12 protein-coding genes are annotated in these 14,821 nt (G+C 73.9%); 8 read left to right on the top strand and 4 right to left on the bottom strand.

Annotated elements, in window-relative coordinates; genetic code table 11:
• Positions 1–291 precede the first annotated feature (291 nt).
• The gene (locus WA762_RS20385; RefSeq protein WP_335937347.1) at positions 292–561 is read right to left on the bottom strand and encodes a helix-turn-helix domain-containing protein; all 270 of its coding nucleotides are present in this window, start codon (positions 559–561) and stop codon (positions 292–294) included.
• Positions 562–602: 41 nt separating this feature from the next.
• On the opposite strand from WA762_RS20385, the gene map reads away from it, so the two are divergent.
• Positions 603–1,370 (top strand): type I methionyl aminopeptidase, encoded by a 768-nt coding sequence (map, locus tag WA762_RS20380; RefSeq protein WP_335937346.1) that lies wholly within the window; start codon positions 603–605, stop codon positions 1,368–1,370.
• A gap of 129 nt (positions 1,371–1,499) precedes the next feature.
• Here the strand turns inward: map and WA762_RS20375 are convergent, their stop codons facing one another.
• Together WA762_RS20375 and ggt are read right to left on the bottom strand one after the other, a co-directional pair.
• On the bottom strand, positions 1,500–2,252 hold the full coding sequence (locus WA762_RS20375; protein ID WP_335937345.1) for a glycoside hydrolase family 75 protein: 753 nt from the start codon (positions 2,250–2,252) through the stop codon (positions 1,500–1,502).
• 148 nt (positions 2,253–2,400) lie between these two features.
• Positions 2,401–4,215: a gamma-glutamyltransferase gene (ggt, locus tag WA762_RS20370; RefSeq protein WP_335937344.1), complete on the bottom strand. Its 1,815-nt coding sequence runs from the start codon at positions 4,213–4,215 to the stop codon at positions 2,401–2,403.
• A 106-nt stretch (positions 4,216–4,321) separates the two neighbouring features.
• On the opposite strand from ggt, the gene WA762_RS20365 reads away from it, so the two are divergent.
• The 7 genes from WA762_RS20365 to WA762_RS20335 all read left to right on the top strand — a co-directional run bounded on the left by WA762_RS20365 (position 4,322) and on the right by WA762_RS20335 (position 14,303).
• Positions 4,322–5,065 carry a hypothetical protein gene (locus WA762_RS20365; RefSeq protein WP_335937343.1) on the top strand — a complete coding sequence of 248 codons (744 nt, stop codon included), beginning with the start codon at positions 4,322–4,324 and terminating at the stop codon, positions 5,063–5,065.
• Between the two features lie 443 nt (positions 5,066–5,508).
• The gene (locus WA762_RS20360; protein WP_335937342.1) at positions 5,509–7,149 is read left to right on the top strand and encodes an ABC transporter substrate-binding protein; all 1,641 of its coding nucleotides are present in this window, start codon (positions 5,509–5,511) and stop codon (positions 7,147–7,149) included.
• A gap of 225 nt (positions 7,150–7,374) precedes the next feature.
• Positions 7,375–9,513, top strand: coding sequence for an alpha/beta hydrolase family protein (locus WA762_RS20355; RefSeq protein WP_335937341.1), 2,139 nt, complete (start codon positions 7,375–7,377; stop codon positions 9,511–9,513).
• Positions 9,510–10,577 (top strand): ABC transporter permease, encoded by a 1,068-nt coding sequence (locus WA762_RS20350; protein WP_335937340.1) that lies wholly within the window; start codon positions 9,510–9,512, stop codon positions 10,575–10,577. Before WA762_RS20355 ends, WA762_RS20350 begins: the two co-directional genes overlap by 4 nt.
• The gene (locus WA762_RS20345) at positions 10,574–11,434 is read left to right on the top strand and encodes an ABC transporter permease (RefSeq protein ID WP_335937339.1); all 861 of its coding nucleotides are present in this window, start codon (positions 10,574–10,576) and stop codon (positions 11,432–11,434) included. Before WA762_RS20350 ends, WA762_RS20345 begins: the two co-directional genes overlap by 4 nt.
• Positions 11,434–13,428 (top strand): ABC transporter ATP-binding protein, encoded by a 1,995-nt coding sequence (locus tag WA762_RS20340; RefSeq protein WP_335937338.1) that lies wholly within the window; start codon positions 11,434–11,436, stop codon positions 13,426–13,428. The genes WA762_RS20345 and WA762_RS20340 overlap by 1 nt, the downstream gene beginning before the upstream one ends.
• Before the next feature lie 260 nt (positions 13,429–13,688).
• The gene (locus tag WA762_RS20335) at positions 13,689–14,303 is read left to right on the top strand and encodes a helix-turn-helix domain-containing protein (protein ID WP_335937337.1); all 615 of its coding nucleotides are present in this window, start codon (positions 13,689–13,691) and stop codon (positions 14,301–14,303) included.
• A gap of 82 nt (positions 14,304–14,385) precedes the next feature.
• Here the strand turns inward: WA762_RS20335 and WA762_RS20330 are convergent, their stop codons facing one another.
• A complete protein-coding gene (locus WA762_RS20330; RefSeq protein ID WP_335937336.1) occupies positions 14,386–14,775 on the bottom strand; it encodes a hypothetical protein in 390 nt (129 codons plus the stop codon).
• Positions 14,776–14,821: the final 46 nt, after the last annotated feature.

The raw sequence follows: 14,821 nt of genomic DNA, 5'->3' as shown, positions 1-14,821 counted from the left end.
CTTCTGCTCCTTCCGCGGAATGAACGGCCGCCTTCACGAGCGACCGTCATGATGGTTTCCGCGGAATCGGGTCCCAAGAGCAGAATGCGATTCAGCACTCTTAGGAGTGACTTTCCGCGACCGGGAGAATTCCGTGAAGACCGGCACTGGACTGGACTTTTCCCTTTTTCGAAGCAGGAGCCCCGCACGGTTTCGACCACGCGAACGTCAAATCCCCGCTGTACGGCAATCCGTCCGGGCGATACGCGTTCACGAGGGCTCTCCCCGCCGCCTTCCCCGAGGCGACCGCCGCTACCCGGCCAGCGGCACCACGTCCGGCTCCGGGGCGCAGCGGGCGAGGAGGTCGTCCATGGAGAGTCCGAGCGCGCCGGCCAGGGCCGCGACGGTGAAGAAGGCGGGGGTCGGGGCGCGGCCCGTCTCGATCTTGCGCAGCGTCTCGGCGGAGATGCCGGCGCTCGCCGCGATCTCGACCATGCTGCGTCCGCCGCGCGCCTCGCGGAGCAGTGCTCCGAGGCGTTCGCCGCGGTGGCGTTCTTCCGGGGTCAGGGGCGTGCGTACCATGCCGTGATTCTAATACCGCCCGGACCGGTATAGTAATTGGCATGGTGAAGCTGAAGGCGGACACATCCATCGATGCCATGCGCGAGAGCGGCCGGGTCACGGCCCGGCTGCTGACGGCCGTACGGGAGGCGGCGGCGGTCGGCGTCTCGTTGCGGGAGCTGGACGAAGTGGCCCGGGGGGTGCTCCGCGAGGCGGGCGCCGGGTCGCCGTTCCTGAACTACCGGCCGCGTTTCGCCCCCGTCCCGTTCCCCGCCGTGATCTGCGCATCGGTCAATGACGCGATCGTGCACGGCATCCCGACCGACCTGCGGCTGCGCGACGGCGATCTGGTGAGCATCGACGCCGGAGCCATGCTCGACGGCTGGGCGAGCGACTCCGCGGTCAGCTTCACGGTCGGGCGCGCCCGCCCCGAGGACACCCGGCTGATCGACACCGCGTTCGCGGCGCTGGACGCGGGGATCGCGGCGGCGGTCGTCGGCAACCGGATCGGGGACATCGCGCACGCGATCGGCACGGTGTGCCGCGGCGCCGGTTACGGCATTCCGGACGGGTTCGGCGGCCACGGCGTGGGGCGGTCCATGCACGAGGACCCGGCCGTCCCCAACGAGGGACGGCCGGGTCGCGGCATGCCGTTGCGGCACGGGATGGTGCTGGCGATCGAGCCGATGCTGATCGGCGGCGGAACGGACGCGTTCCATCCGGACCCGGACGGCTGGACGCTGCGCACCACGGACGGCTCCCGCGCGGCGCATGCGGAGCACACCGTGGCGATCACGGACGACGGCCCGCGCATCCTGACCGCGTTGTGACCCCGCCCGCCCGGCCCCTGCGCCTGCGCCCGTGGCGGGGCCGTGGCCGGGGGCCGGACTCCGCTCCGTCTCCGGCCTCGCCGCGGGCCCGCGCCCGGACCCGGCTCGCGCCCGTGCCGGGACAAGCCCTCAGTTGTTCTGGATGAACTGCTTGGCCAGCGCCTCGCCCGCCGTGACGGCGGCGCTGTGGCTCTCGATCGGGGACGCCTTGGAGTTCTTGAACAGGATGTAGGTGACGCCGGACTCGGCGCCCCCGGTCTCCGGGTCGGGGTCGATTCCGAGCGCCTTGGCGGTGGCGTACGACGCCTCGCCGATGATCTTGCTGGGGCCGGTGTCGCCGACGACGGCGTACTCGACCTTGTTGTTGTAGATGACGGCGACGATGCCGCCGCCCTTGATGCCCGCGTTGCTGTAGTTCCAGATGCTGCTGGCGCTGGGCACGACGACGTACGGCAGCTTCTCCGCGTTCAGCGGCTTGTCGTCGGAGGTGTGGAACGCCGTGTCCGGCTGGAACCACGGGTCGGTGTCCTCGTTGCACGCGGCGGTGATCTGGCCGTCGCAGTCGATGTCCATGTCGGCCTTCCAGAACACGGCGCCGTTCTTGCCGCAGACCGGTACGGTGGCCGAGGACTCCTCGTCCGTACGGTACTTGCCGTTGGATATCTGCGAGCACGAGGTGACCTTGGCCAGCAGATCGGCCGCGCTGACCGAGCCCTCCTTGATCCCGGCGGACGGGCCGGCGGCGCCGGAGGCCGCGTGTGCGGCGGTCGCGGTGAGCGCGGTGTCCGGTACCGGCTGGGCCTGGGCGGCCGGCGTCAGTGCGGCGGCCGTGAGCAGGGCGGCGACGGAGGCTGCGGAGAGGGCGAGCGTTCGAGTACGCACAGGGGGGTGCCCTTCTATTAGGAAGGTTTCCTTACCGACGCGCCCCAAGATGGCCCCGAAGACATGCCCCCGTCAAGGGTGCGGAGGCTGGTTCGTCGCGCGCGCGTCGCGACGAACCAGCCTCCAGGGAAAGGTTATTGACGCTTGGTCACGGCCTTCCGGACGGCTGGACGACCATGGCCGATCCCCCGCCCCTGCGCACCTTCTCCGCGGCCGCCAGCCACCGGCCGTCCGGCAGACGCTGCACGCCGGTCGCCGCGCCGATCTCCGGGTTCGGCTTGAAGACGTGCCCCAGCGCCTCCAGCCGGGCCCGCAACGGGCCGTCCCAGAGGCCCGGTTCGAGCTCCGTGGCCGCGGCGTTGCGCTGGCTGGCGCGCGGCGCGGCGATGGCGTCGACCAGCGGCAGGCCGCGGTCGACCGTGCCGATCAGCGACTGCAGCACCGTGGTGATGATGGTGGCGCCGCCCGGTGAGCCCAGTGCCAGCACCGGTGTGCCGTTCCTGAGCACGATGGTCGGGGAGATGGACGACCTGGGCCGCTTGCCCGGACCGGGCAGGTTCGGGTCGTGGACCGCCGGGTCGGCGGGCGCGAACGAGAAGTCCGTCAGCTCGTTGTTGAGCAGGAAGCCGCGCCCCGGCACGGTGATGCCGCTGCCGCCGGTCTGCTCGATCGTGAGGGTGTAGGCGACGACGTTGCCCCACTTGTCGGCCGCCGTCAGATGCGTGGTGTTCTCGCCCTCGTACGTCGTCGGGGCGGCCCTGTCACCGGCCCGGCAGTCGGCCGGGCGCCTCGGGTTCCCCGGGGCGAGCGGGCTGGTCAGCACCGCGTCGTCCCGGATCAGGCACTCCCGCGCGTCCGCGAAACGCTGGGAGAGCAGCCCTCGCGTCGGCACGTCCTCGAACGCCGGGTCCCCCACCCAGCGGCCCCGGTCGGCGAACGCGATCCGGCTCGCCTCGATGAAGCGGTGCAGATACCGTTCCTCGGACGCCTTCGAGAGGTCCGTCCTCTCAAGGATGTTGAGCGCCTCGCCCACGGTCGTGCCGCCGGACGACGAGGGCGCCATGCCGTACACGTCCAGGCCGCGGTAGCGGACCTTCGTCGGGGCCTGGCGCAGCACACGGTACGCCCGCAGGTCCTTGGCGGTGAGGTCGCCGGGGCGCACCACCCGGTCGGCGCCCGGGTCCACCGGCGGCCTGCGCACGGTGCGCACGATGTCGTCGGCCAACTCGCCCCGGTACAGCTCTCCGACGCCCTCGCGCCCCACCAGTTCGTAGGTGCGGGCGAGATCGGGGTTCTTGAAGACGGAGCCGACCACGGGCAGCCGGCCGCCCGGCAGGAAGAGCTTCCGGGTCGCCGGGAAGTCGGCGAACCTGGCCTGGTTCGCCTCGGTCTGCGAGCGGAACGTGCTGTCGACGACGAAGCCGTCCCGGGCGAGCCGCACGGCCGGTTTCAGCACCTCCCGCAGCGACTTGCTGCCCCAGGCGTCGAGCGCGGCGGCCCAGGTGGCCGGGGTGCCCGGGGCGCCCACGCTCAGCCCGCTGGTGACGGCCTCGTCGAAGGAGATCGGCTTGCCGTTCTCCAGGAAGAGCGAGGAGTCGGCGCCGCGCGGCGCGGTCTCGCGGCCGTCGATCGTCTCCACGGTGTGCTTCCTGGCGTCGTAGTGGACGAAGTAGCCGCCACCGCCGAGTCCCGCCGAGTACGGCTCGCTCACGCCCAGCGCGGCCGCCGTCGCCACCGCGGCGTCCACCGCGTTGCCGCCCTTGCGCAGCACCTCGATCCCGGCGGCCGAGGCGTCGGCGTCGACACTGGCCACCGCCCCTCCGTACCCCACCGCGACCGGCGACTTGGGCGTGGGGGCGGCGGGTGGTGCGGACGAGGACGACGACGGGGCCGCGGCCCCCATCGTGACGACGGCGGCGAGCACCGCCGTCAACGACACTTTCCGTGCGACGGATCGTCGCATGCGCACCTCCAGTTGAGGGGTTGTCCGCCGCAGGGTAGCGCCGCCCCGACCGCGCCGTCAGGACCGCCATGGGCCCGGGCCCGTACGCCCGCCAACATGCCCGCCCATGAACGACGACGTACGCGACATCGTCCTCGGTGTGGTGGCCACCGGGGCCGGCGCCTCCCTGGGCTGGCTCGCGCGCACCTGGCTCTGGCGCCGCCGACTCCGCCGCAAGCAGGCCTTCTTCGGCCTCCCGGCCAACTCCGAGTGCCTGTTGGTGGTCAATCGCGAGGCGGGCGGTGACGGCGCCGTCCACCGCAACGACGTCTTCGCCCTCCTCGAACTCTCGGCACTCGTCAAGGACTGCTCGGCGCACGCGCAGATCACGGGCCACGACATCGTGCGGCAGGGCTTCGGGGAACGCACCGAGTTCTGCGTCGGCGGGCCGGTGTCCAGTCGGAGGACGGCCGCGCACCTGCTCTCGTTGCTTCCCGGTGTGCGGATCAACACCGATCCGCAGCCCGGCCCCGACCGGGGCGCCTTCCAGATAGGCTCGGAGCGCTACCGGGCGGAGAAGGGCGTCGCCGAACATGTGGTCCTGGCGGGGCTGACGGTCTCTCAGGACGCCCGTCCCGTCTTCCTGTTCTGCTGTCAGCAGGCCATCGCCAATCAGGCGGCCGCCCGTTATCTGGCCCGCAACCACGAGAAGCTCGCCCACACCCACCGGAACAACACGTTCTGCCTGCTGCTCAAGGTGGTCAACTCCCAGGTGTACGGCCCCGATGTGGTCGAACTCGTCGCCGATGTGACCCGGGCCGCGCAGGAGCCCGTGCCCGCGCCGCGCACCTCGCACCGGGCGCCCCGCTGAACGCCTGACACCCGACCCCCGCCCCACAACCGCACAACACAACCCCGCGCCCTCACGCCCCGCATCCCGCATCCCGCATCCCGCATCCCGCCGAACGAACCGGCGTGCGCCACGACCGTCCGGCCCCTCCGCGGCATCCCCCGCCGGGACGGTGCCGCCCGTCCCGCCGTGCTCGTCGGCCCGGAGCGGGGCCGGATGACCGGCCGGACGTCCGCCCGGCCGTGCCGAAGCCGTGTCGCCGCCCCTGGGCGGGCGACACGGCTTCCGTCAAGGGTGCCCGGGTGCGCCTGACGACCCGGCATGCCGCATCAAACCACCCCGAATCGGATCAGGTCCGACCAGATCTTAGGACTCCTTTGACACTCTCAAAGTCTCACGTATAGCTTCCAGCCCCAGTTGGGCATTCTCAGTGGACGCTCAGGGTGGACAGAGGGGTGGTTCCCGTGCATTCGGAACCGAACGGACAGATCGAGCGGCGCGGCGTCCTCCGCGCGGCGGGAGCGGGCATCGGCGTGCTCGCCGTCTCGGCGATCCTCTCGGCGTGTTCGCCGCAGAAGCCCGAAGGCGACGGCCCGGCCGACGGGACCGCCGCCCGGGGCGCCGACACCCCGATCGACACGCTGACCCTGGCGCTGCCCTCGTCCGTCTCGACCCTGGACGTCAGTCGCGAGTCCGGCATCCTGAACTACGTCGTGGCCTGCCTGGCCCAGGAGTCCCTGCTCTCCGTCGGGCCGACCGGCAAGCTCCAGCCGGGTCTCGCCGAGAGCTGGAAGCAGCCCGACGCCACGACCTACGTCTACACCCTGCGCCGCGACGCGAAGTTCTCCGACGGCACCGAGGTCACCGCCGACGATGTGCTCGCCTCCATCGAGGCCGCCCGGAACGAGGGCAGCGGACTGGCCTACGCCTGGGCCGGCGTCGCCTCCGTCAGGGCGACCGGCGCCCGCGAGATCACCGTACGTCTGACGAAGCCCGACGCCGCCTTCTCCTGGACACCGACCCCCGGCACCCTCCTGATCAGCGGCAAGGCGTTCCTCGCGCGGAACGAGGGGAAGGTCGGCACCCCCAAGTCGCTGCTGCTGGGGTCGGGACCGTACCGGGTGACGTCCTTCGCCCCCGACGACCACGTCGCCCTGGAACGCAACGACCACTGGTGGGGCGACCTTCCGTCGGTGCGGTCCCTGAAGCTGTCGTTCATACCCGATGCCGGGACCCGGCTCGTCGCCATGAAGTCCGGTTCCGTCGACGGCGCGCTGGACCTCCCCTCCGACGAGGCCCGCACCTGGGAGAGCGCGGCCGAGGTCGCCTACACGGGCGACCGCTCGGTGGTCGCCCTCGCCTTCGACACCGCTCGGGCGCCCTTCGACGACATACACGTGCGCAAGGCCTTCGCCCACGCCGCCGACCGGGCCGGCATGACCAAGGGCATCCTGCACGGCAGGGCCGAGGTGGCCTCCACCCTCGTCTCGCCCGACATGTGGGGCGACCTGCTCACGGCCGACGCGGTCGACACCGCCTACGGCAAGCTTCCCGCCTGGGACTTCGACCTCGACCTGGCCAGGGCCGAACTGGCGAAGTCCGCCCACGGGGGCGGGTTCGGTCTCGACCTCACGTACCCGAGCAGCGGGCCCCAACTGGGCAAGGCGGCGCTGGCGCTGGCCGCCTCGCTGAAGGAACTCGGCATCACGCTGAACGTCAAGGAGACCACGCTGGAGCAGTGGATCGCCGACCTCCTGCCCGGCAAGAAGCCGCTGCAGTTCCTCTGGTACCACCCCGTCACCGGGGACCCGGCGGAACTCACCAACGCCTACCTGGACGGACAGGCCACCGCGACGAACTTGCCGCACTACGCCAACGGCGTCGTCGACAAGGCACTGGCCGCCGCCCGGACGACCGTCGACCCGACCGCACGCGGTGCGCACCTGATGACCGCCGTCACGGCCGCCGCCGCCGATCTGCCCTACCTGCCGTTGTGGTGGGCGCAGACCGCGACGGCCTTCTCCAAGGACCTCGTGTTCGAGGAGCCCGGCCCCTTCGCCCTCGTCGGCCCCTGGGCCACCAGGGTCAAGAAGGCGGCCTCCTGAGACCGCGTGCCGGGCGAGCACACCCCCGAGCCCGCCCGGCACGCACCCTCCGATCCCCCCCCCCGGCACGCACCCCACCGGAACGTCGGCCCCGGCCGGCACGGCCCTGCGCGCCGCCGGTCCGCCCCCGTCCGCAGCACGAACGGAACGCACATGCCCCCCTCCACCCCGGTAACCGGCCCCGCCGGAGGTCCGGCCGCGGCCGTCCGCCGTGTCCGTACGGCCATGTCGGAGCTGACCGTGCCGTCGGACAGCCGGATCAGCCCCGACGGCCGCCGCGTGGCGGTCACCGTCCTCGGGCCCTGGGGAACCGACGTCCTGATCGCCCCGGCCGACGGCCCCGGACTCCCGCTGCCCACCGCCCCGTCGGACCCCGGCGGACGATCCCGGCACACCCCGCGCTGGCTGCCGGACTCCACGACGGTCCTGCTGGTCACCGAACCGGTGGGACCGGGCCGGCCGGTGCTGACCGCGTGGGACACCCGCACCGGCGCCCGCCGTGAACTCGTGGCCGTCCCCGGTGCGGTGGAGGAGCTGTACGTCTCGGACGACGGCGCCGAGGTCCTGCTGCTGACGGCCGACGACGGGGCCGAACGCGACGGCATGAACCTGGGACTGCCGGTCCGGCTGGGTCCGGACCCGGCCCCGGCTTCCTACCGCCCGGACGCCGGACGGCGGCGGCTGCTGCACGGGCTGCTCCCGGCCGCCGCGCCGGCCGACGCGGGCCCTTCCGCCCCGGTCGGCCCTCCCCCGCCGGTCGTCCTGCGGGACGCCGGGCCCGCCGGGCTGACCGTCTGGAATGCCGCCTGGCGCGGCGGCCGTACAGTCGTGGCCACCGTCTCCGAGGACCCGCTGCCCGCCGGCTACTACCATGCGCGCCTGGTCCGGATCGACCTCGCCGACGGCCGTGCGGTCACGCTCCACGAGCCCCGAGGGCAGCTCGCGGCGCCCGCGCTCAGCCGGGACGGACACCGCGCGGCGGTCGCCGAGGGCATCTCCATCGTCGCCGGCCGCCCGCTCCTCGTGGGTCTCGACGACGGCTCCGTCACGACGGTTCCCGGCGCCGAGGACGTCACCTGGATCCAGTTCCGCCCGCACGACGCGGACCGGCTCCTGACCGCCGGGCCGAGTGGCACCGGGACCCGCGTCGCGGACGTCCGTGCCGGGACGGGCGCTCCCGCCGCCCCCGCGGTCACCGTGCTCCGCGAGGAGCAGGCCGTGCTCACCGGCGCCGGCGCGCAGCCCGCCCTCAGTCTCAGCGCCGACGGCCTGACCGCCGCGACCGTGCGCGAGGCGCCCGGCGTACCGCCCCAGGCCGTCGTCGCTCCGACGTCCGGCCCGGACGCCTGGACCTGGCGGCCCGTCACCGCCCCGGCCCCGGCCGCCGCACGCCGGGACGCGGGCCACGGCGATCTCGCCCGGGTCAGGACGCGGCGGGCCGCCTGGGCCGCGACGGACGGCGCCCCGGTGCACGGCCTGCTCCTCGACGCCCCCGGCGCCCCCGATCCCGCCGGCGCCCCCGACGCCGCGGCCCCCCGCGCGCGCCCGCTCGCCGTGGTGCTGCACGGCGGCCCCTCCTGGCAGTGGTCCGCCGGATACGCGCCGGCCGACGTGCTCGGCCTGGCGCCCGCCCTGGCCGCCGCGGGCTGGCTGGTCCTGCTGCCCAACCCGCGCGGAAGCAGCGGCTACGGCCTGGACCACGCACGCGCCGTCGTCGGCGCGGTCGGCGACGGCGACCTCGACGACGTCCTCAGCGGCGTCGCGCACCTGGTCGCGGAGAGGGAAGCGCTGCCCGGCCGGTCCGCCGTGCTCGGCCACAGCTACGGCGGCTTCCTCGCCGCCCTCGCCGCCGCCCGCACCGACGTCTTCCGCGCCGCGGTCGTGATCTCCGCGCCCACCGACTGGCTGAGCTTCGCCCACACCTCCGTGATCGGCGGGGGCTACGAGCAGACGTACGCCATCGGCGACGCCCGCACCCCCGAGGGCCGCACCGCTCTCATCGGCCGTTCCCCGCTCTTCGCCGAAGGCGGCAGCGGAACCCCCACACTCGTCCTGCACGGCGAACACGACCGGGTCACCCCGCTCGGCCAGGCGCACGAGCTGTACCGCGCGCTGGCCCGCCGCGCCACGGCACCCGTCGAGCTCCACGTCTACCCCTCCGAGGGGCACGAGTTCACCGCCCCCGCCCACCTGCTGGACGCCGCCGTCCGTGCCGAGGAGTGGCTGGCCCGGTACGTCGTGCCCGAGGCGGCGGCGCACGAGGGCGCCGCGCACCCCGCAGGGGCGCGGGACGCCGGACCCGGGCCCGGCCTCTGCCCCGGCCCCGGCCTCGGCCTCGGCCTCGGCACGAAGGAAGCACCGTGACCGACCGCCCCGGCCGCCTCCCGGCCGCCCCGCCGCCCGCCCGGCACACCCGTCTGCGCGACGCCCTGCCCGTCCGCTACGTGACCCGACGGCTCGCCGGCACCGCCGGTCTGCTGCTCGTCCTCTCGCTGGCCGTGTTCGCACTGCTGGGGCTCGCCCCCGGCGACCCCGCCCGCACCCTCCTCGGCACCCGTGGCGCCACCCCCGAGGCGCTGGCGTCCGTGCGCGCCGCCCACCACCTGGACGAACCGCTCGTCTCGCAGTACGCGCGATGGCTGACGGGAGCGCTCAGCGGCGACCTCGGCGCCTCCATCCGCACCGGCGAGAGCGTCGCCGCGGCACTCGCCGAGCGGCTGGCGCTCACCGGGCAGCTCGTGCTGGCCGGATTCGCCGTCGCGCTGCTGCTGGGCCTGCCGCTCGGCGTACTGGCCGGCCTGCGCGCCCGGCGGCCCGTCGACCGTGCCGTACAGAGCCTCGGCGTCCTGGCCCTGTCCACCCCGGCCTTCGCCGGCGGTCTGCTCCTCATCTACGTCTTCTCCCTGATGCTGGGCTGGCTGCCCGCGTACGGGCCGGGGACCGGTGGCGCCGACCGGCTGCTCCATCTGCTGCTGCCCGGCATCACCCTCGGCCTCGCCGTGACCGCCGTGCTGATCAAGCTCGTCCGGGCCGCCGTCGTCCGCGAACTGGCCCGGGAACACGTCACCTTCGCCCTGGCCCGTGGTGTGCCGGCCCGCACGGTGCTCGTCCGGTACGTGCTGCGGGGCACCGTCGTGCCGGTCACCACCGGCATCGGACTCGTCCTCGCCTATCTGCTGGCCGGCACCGTCCTGGTCGAGCAGGTGTTCGCGCTACCGGGGCTCGGGCAGCTCCTCGTGCAGTCCGTGACCTTCAAGGACATCCCCGTCGTCCAGGCCGAGGCCCTCCTCATCGCCGCCCTGGTCTGTCTCGCGAACCTCGCCGCCGACCTCACCCACCCGCTGGTCGACCCGCGACTGCGCACCGAACGCCACCGCCGCCGCCCCGGCCGGAGCACGCCGGACGAACTCGCCGAGGTGAAGGCATGACCACGCCATCCGCCACCGCCGCCCGCAGAGCCCCCGCGAGGAGGAGCGGACGGCGCCTGTTCGGCCCCCTCGCCGCCGTCTGCGCCGGGATCGCCGTCCTCCTGGTCGCCGCCGCCGTCGCGGGCCAGTGGGTGTTTCCCGACTGGAACCGGCAGGACCTGCTGTCCACGGGCGCGATGCCCGGCGACGGGCATCTCCTCGGCACCGACGAACTCGGGCGCGACGTCTGGCAGATGCTGGTCGCGGGTGCGCGCAGCACCCTGGCCGGGGCCGCGCTGGTCGCCGTCGGGTCCATGCTCATCGGCAATCTGCTCGGTCTGACGGCCGGCTACCACGGCGGGATCACCGACACCGTCGTGCGCCGCCTGGCCGACCTGCTGCTGGCCCTGCCCGCCCTGCTCGTGACCATCGTCGTCGCCGGGATCGGCGGCGGCGGGTACGCACTCGCGGTCGGCGTGCTGGTCGTGCTGACCTCGCCCGGAGACATCCGGCTGGTCAGGTCGGCGGTCCTGGAACAGCGCCACCGCCCCTACGTGGAGGCGGCCAGGACCCTCGGCCTGCCCTCCCGGACCATCATGGTGCGGCACGTCTGGCCCACCGTGCTGCCGGTCGTCGTGGCCAACACGATGCTCAACTTCGCGGGCGCGATCGTCGCGCTGTCCTCGCTGTCCTTCCTCGGACTGGGCGTGCCGCCCGGGGCCCCGGACTGGGGCCGGATGCTCGCCGAGAACCGCACCCTCCTCTACGACAACCCGTCGGCCGCCCTGGCGCCGGCCGTCGCCGTGATCGTCTCCGCGGTCGTGGTGAACCTGCTCGGTGACCGGCTGTTCGAGTACTTCTCCGACCGGAGGCCCTGATGACCGAGGTCCACGCCGACGCCCCCGCGCCGGTCCCCTCCGACGCCGCGACGACCGGCGCCGCACCCCTCCTGGAGGTCACCGGCCTGCGACTCGCCGCGACGGGCGCCGTGCCCGGGCCCGCCACCGTCCTCGACGGTGTCGCCCTGTCCGTCGCGGCCGGGGAATGCGTCGCGGTCGTCGGGGAGTCCGGCAGCGGCAAGTCGCTCGCCGTACGCGCCGTCGCGGGACTGCTGCCCGACTCGGTCGCCGTCACCGGCGGCAGCATCCGGCTGGCCGGCCAGGAGGTCGGGGAACTGTCCCGGGCCGAACGGCACGCGCTGCGCGGCCGCCGGGTCTCGCTTCTCATGCAGGACCCCTTCACCATGCTCCACCCGCAGCTCACCTGCGGACGGCAGATCGCCGACGGGCTCCGGGACGACCTGCCCGCCCTCGCCGAGGCCCGCGGACGGCGTGCACGGCGTGCGGCCCTGCGCGCCGAGACGGTCCGGCGGCTCACCGAGGTCGGCCTGGCGCCGGAGGTCGCCGACCGCTACCCCGGTGAACTCTCCGGAGGCATGCGCCAGCGCGTCGCCACCGCCGCCGCGCTGGCCGGCGACCCGGAACTGCTCATCGCCGACGAACCGACGACCGCGCTGGACGCCGCCAACCAGCGTGCCGTCCTGGAACTGCTGCGCGGCCTGCTGGAACGGCGCGGCATGGGCCTGCTGCTCATCACGCACGACCTCTCGGTCGCCTTCTCCGCCTGCGACCGGGTCTACGTCCTGTACGCCGGCGCCGTCCTGGAACAGGGCCGGGCCGCCGATCTGCGCCACTCCCCCCGCCACCCGTACACCGCTGCGCTGCTGGCGGCCGAGCCGTCGGCGCACGTCCGGCACGAGCGGCTGCCCACGGTCCCCGGCTCCGTGCCCCCGCCGGGCGACCGCACCGCCGGCTGCCCGTTCGCCGACCGCTGCCCGCACACGGCTCCCGAATGCCGCACCACCCCGGTGACGCTCAGGGTGCCTCCGACGCCGGCCATGGCGTCCACCGGGTCCGAGGACGCTCCGCCGGACACCGGCGACCGGCTCACCGCCTGCATACGACTGGCGGAGATCGGCGAGGACCTCGCCCCGCCACCCCCCGAACCGGCCGTGACCACCGGCCCCGGGGCTCCCGCGCCGGAGGCGGACGCCGTGCCGGCCCTGCGCGTGAGAGGCGTGAGCCGCACCTTCCGCGGCGACGGCGACGGCGACCGCGCCCCCGCCGTCCGGGACGTGGACCTGACCGTGCCCGACGGGCGGATCACCGCGCTGGTCGGGGAGTCCGGCTCGGGGAAGACCACCCTGGCCCGCATCGCCGTCGGCCTGGAGAGCTTCGACCGGGGCCGGGTCGACGTCGGCGGTCTGCCGCAGACCGCCGGGCGGCTGCCCACCCGCGCGGAGCGGTCGCGGCTCGCCGCGCAGGTCCAGATCGTCTTCCAGGACCCGTTCTCCTCGCTGCCGCCGCTGCGTACCGTCGGAGCCACTCTGGCGGAGGCGCTGACCGCCGCCGGCCGGATCTCCGGCGCCTCACGCGCCCGACGCCGCGCTCTGCGCGCCGATCTGGTCGGGCAGCTGCTGGACCAGGTCGGCCTGCCGCGCTCCTACGCCGGGCGGCGGCCCGCCGGGCTCTCCGGCGGGGAACGCCAACGCGTCGCCCTGGCACGGGCGTTCGCCGTACGGCCCCGGCTCCTGATCTGCGACGAGGCGGTCGCCGCGCTCGACGTCTCCGTACAGGCCCAACTGCTCAACCTGCTGGCCGACATGCAGCGCCGCGACGGATTCGCGGTGCTGTTCATCACCCACGACCTGGGCGTGGTACGGCAGATCGCCGACGAGGTCGCGGTCATGGTCCGGGGCGAGCTGGTCGAGCACGGCACGGTGTCCGAGGTCCTGGACCACCCCCGGCACCCGTGGACCCGCCGGATGCTCGATGCCGTCCCGGGCCCGGACCCGTCCCCGCACACGCCCTGAGGGCTGTCCCGTCGTCCGAGGTGGACCGGCGCGCGGCGTCGGACGCGGTGCTCCGCAGGGCGGAGGGGCGTGCCCGCGCACGGGATGTACACGGGCGCTCCGACAACGCGGTGACGTGCCGCGACAGTCGTCGCACGCCCGCCGGGGATGACGGGACAGCCCTTAGACTGACGCCCGCAACCGCCACCGCACGACGAGCCGCCGGGGAGCAGAGGGTGTCGTTCACCGGGACCGTCACCCGGCCGAAGGAGACGTCCGCGATGCCAGCGCCGGAAGGCCCGCTGCCGCCCACGCCCGCCCGGAAGGCGGTGGCGGCCCGCCCGCCGACGGGCGACTTCGTACGGGACGCCCTGTCGGCCAACGTCAACCGCCGCCGTCTCGCCCAGGGGTGGAGCCTGCGCGAGATGTCCGCCGCGACCGGGATCAGCAAAGCGCTGCTCTCCCAGATCGAACGCGGCGAGGCCAATCCGACGCTGGACGTCGTCACCCGCATAGCCACCGTGCTCCGGACCGAACCCGCCGACCTGCTGCGCGGGTCGCTGCGCGAACCGGAGATCCTGCGCGCCGGCGAACTCGACGAGCCCGAAGGGGAGAGCGCGGTCAACCTCCTCTTCGCCGCACACGGCCACAGCCGCTTCGAGGTCTACCGCTCCCGCCTCCATCCGCACGCCCAGAGTCAGCTCAGCTCGCACGGCACGGGCTCCGTCGAGTACGTCATGGTCGTCGCCGGCCGGGTGACCCTCGTCGTCGACGAGGTGCCCTACGACCTCCACGCCGGTGACAGCGCCCGCTTCGACGGCCGGGCCGGCCACTACTACTCGACCGAGGACAGCCCGGCCGCCACCCACAGCATCGTCGGCTACCCGCTCTCCTGACACGCGGTGACCGGCGGCCCCGCCCGGCGGCTCCGGTCCGTCCGCGAGAACGGCGGAGCCCTGGGCGCTCAGGTGGGTGCGGTCAGCCTCTGAAGAGGATGAACGTGAAGACGATCCAGGCCAGGATGGCGCCCACGGTGGTCCAGTTCACCCAAGTCGGCGGTTCGTATTCCTTGTCGGGAATGTTCTCGCCGGCCGCTTTCCGCCGGTTCAGTTCCTTGCGCTTGCCGCGCGGAAAGAACAGGAGGAAGGACAGGGCGGCGAGACAGCCGCCGAAACCGAACAGCAGCAGGTCCGGCGTCTCGCCCCTGGCACGGCCCAGCGCCAGTCCGCTGCCGATCACGGGAAGAGCCCACAGCAGAAGCGCCCGTTGTCTCCAGTTGACGGTGAGCGCGATGTAGGAGGCGCAGAAGACGCCGTAGCCGAGTACGCAGACGAGGAGCGAGACGGTGGTGGAGGGCGCTGCCGCCATGGTCGGTCCCTTCGGATGGGTGGGGTCGGGAGGCCGGGGGGTCGGG

The sequence above is a fragment of the Streptomyces tyrfis genome, from assembly GCF_037034285.1.
In the GTDB taxonomy this organism is placed as follows: domain Bacteria; phylum Actinomycetota; class Actinomycetes; order Streptomycetales; family Streptomycetaceae; genus Streptomyces.
The sequence above is the reverse complement of the archived record's forward strand: the minus strand, read 5'-3'. Positions and strand labels throughout refer to the sequence as shown.

Coding starts and splice junctions, on each gene's coding strand:
- WA762_RS20385 (WP_335937347.1), bottom strand. CDS start 561: ATGGTACGCACGCCCCTGACCCCGGAAGAACGCCACCGCGGCGAACGC.
- map (WP_335937346.1), top strand. CDS start 603: ATGGTGAAGCTGAAGGCGGACACATCCATCGATGCCATGCGCGAGAGC.
- ggt (WP_335937344.1), bottom strand. CDS start 4,215: ATGCGACGATCCGTCGCACGGAAAGTGTCGTTGACGGCGGTGCTCGCC.
- WA762_RS20365 (WP_335937343.1), top strand. CDS start 4,322: ATGAACGACGACGTACGCGACATCGTCCTCGGTGTGGTGGCCACCGGG.
- WA762_RS20355 (WP_335937341.1), top strand. CDS start 7,375: ATGTCGGAGCTGACCGTGCCGTCGGACAGCCGGATCAGCCCCGACGGC.
- WA762_RS20345 (WP_335937339.1), top strand. CDS start 10,574: ATGACCACGCCATCCGCCACCGCCGCCCGCAGAGCCCCCGCGAGGAGG.
- WA762_RS20340 (WP_335937338.1), top strand. CDS start 11,434: ATGACCGAGGTCCACGCCGACGCCCCCGCGCCGGTCCCCTCCGACGCC.
- WA762_RS20335 (WP_335937337.1), top strand. CDS start 13,689: ATGCCAGCGCCGGAAGGCCCGCTGCCGCCCACGCCCGCCCGGAAGGCG.
- WA762_RS20330 (WP_335937336.1), bottom strand. CDS start 14,775: ATGGCGGCAGCGCCCTCCACCACCGTCTCGCTCCTCGTCTGCGTACTC.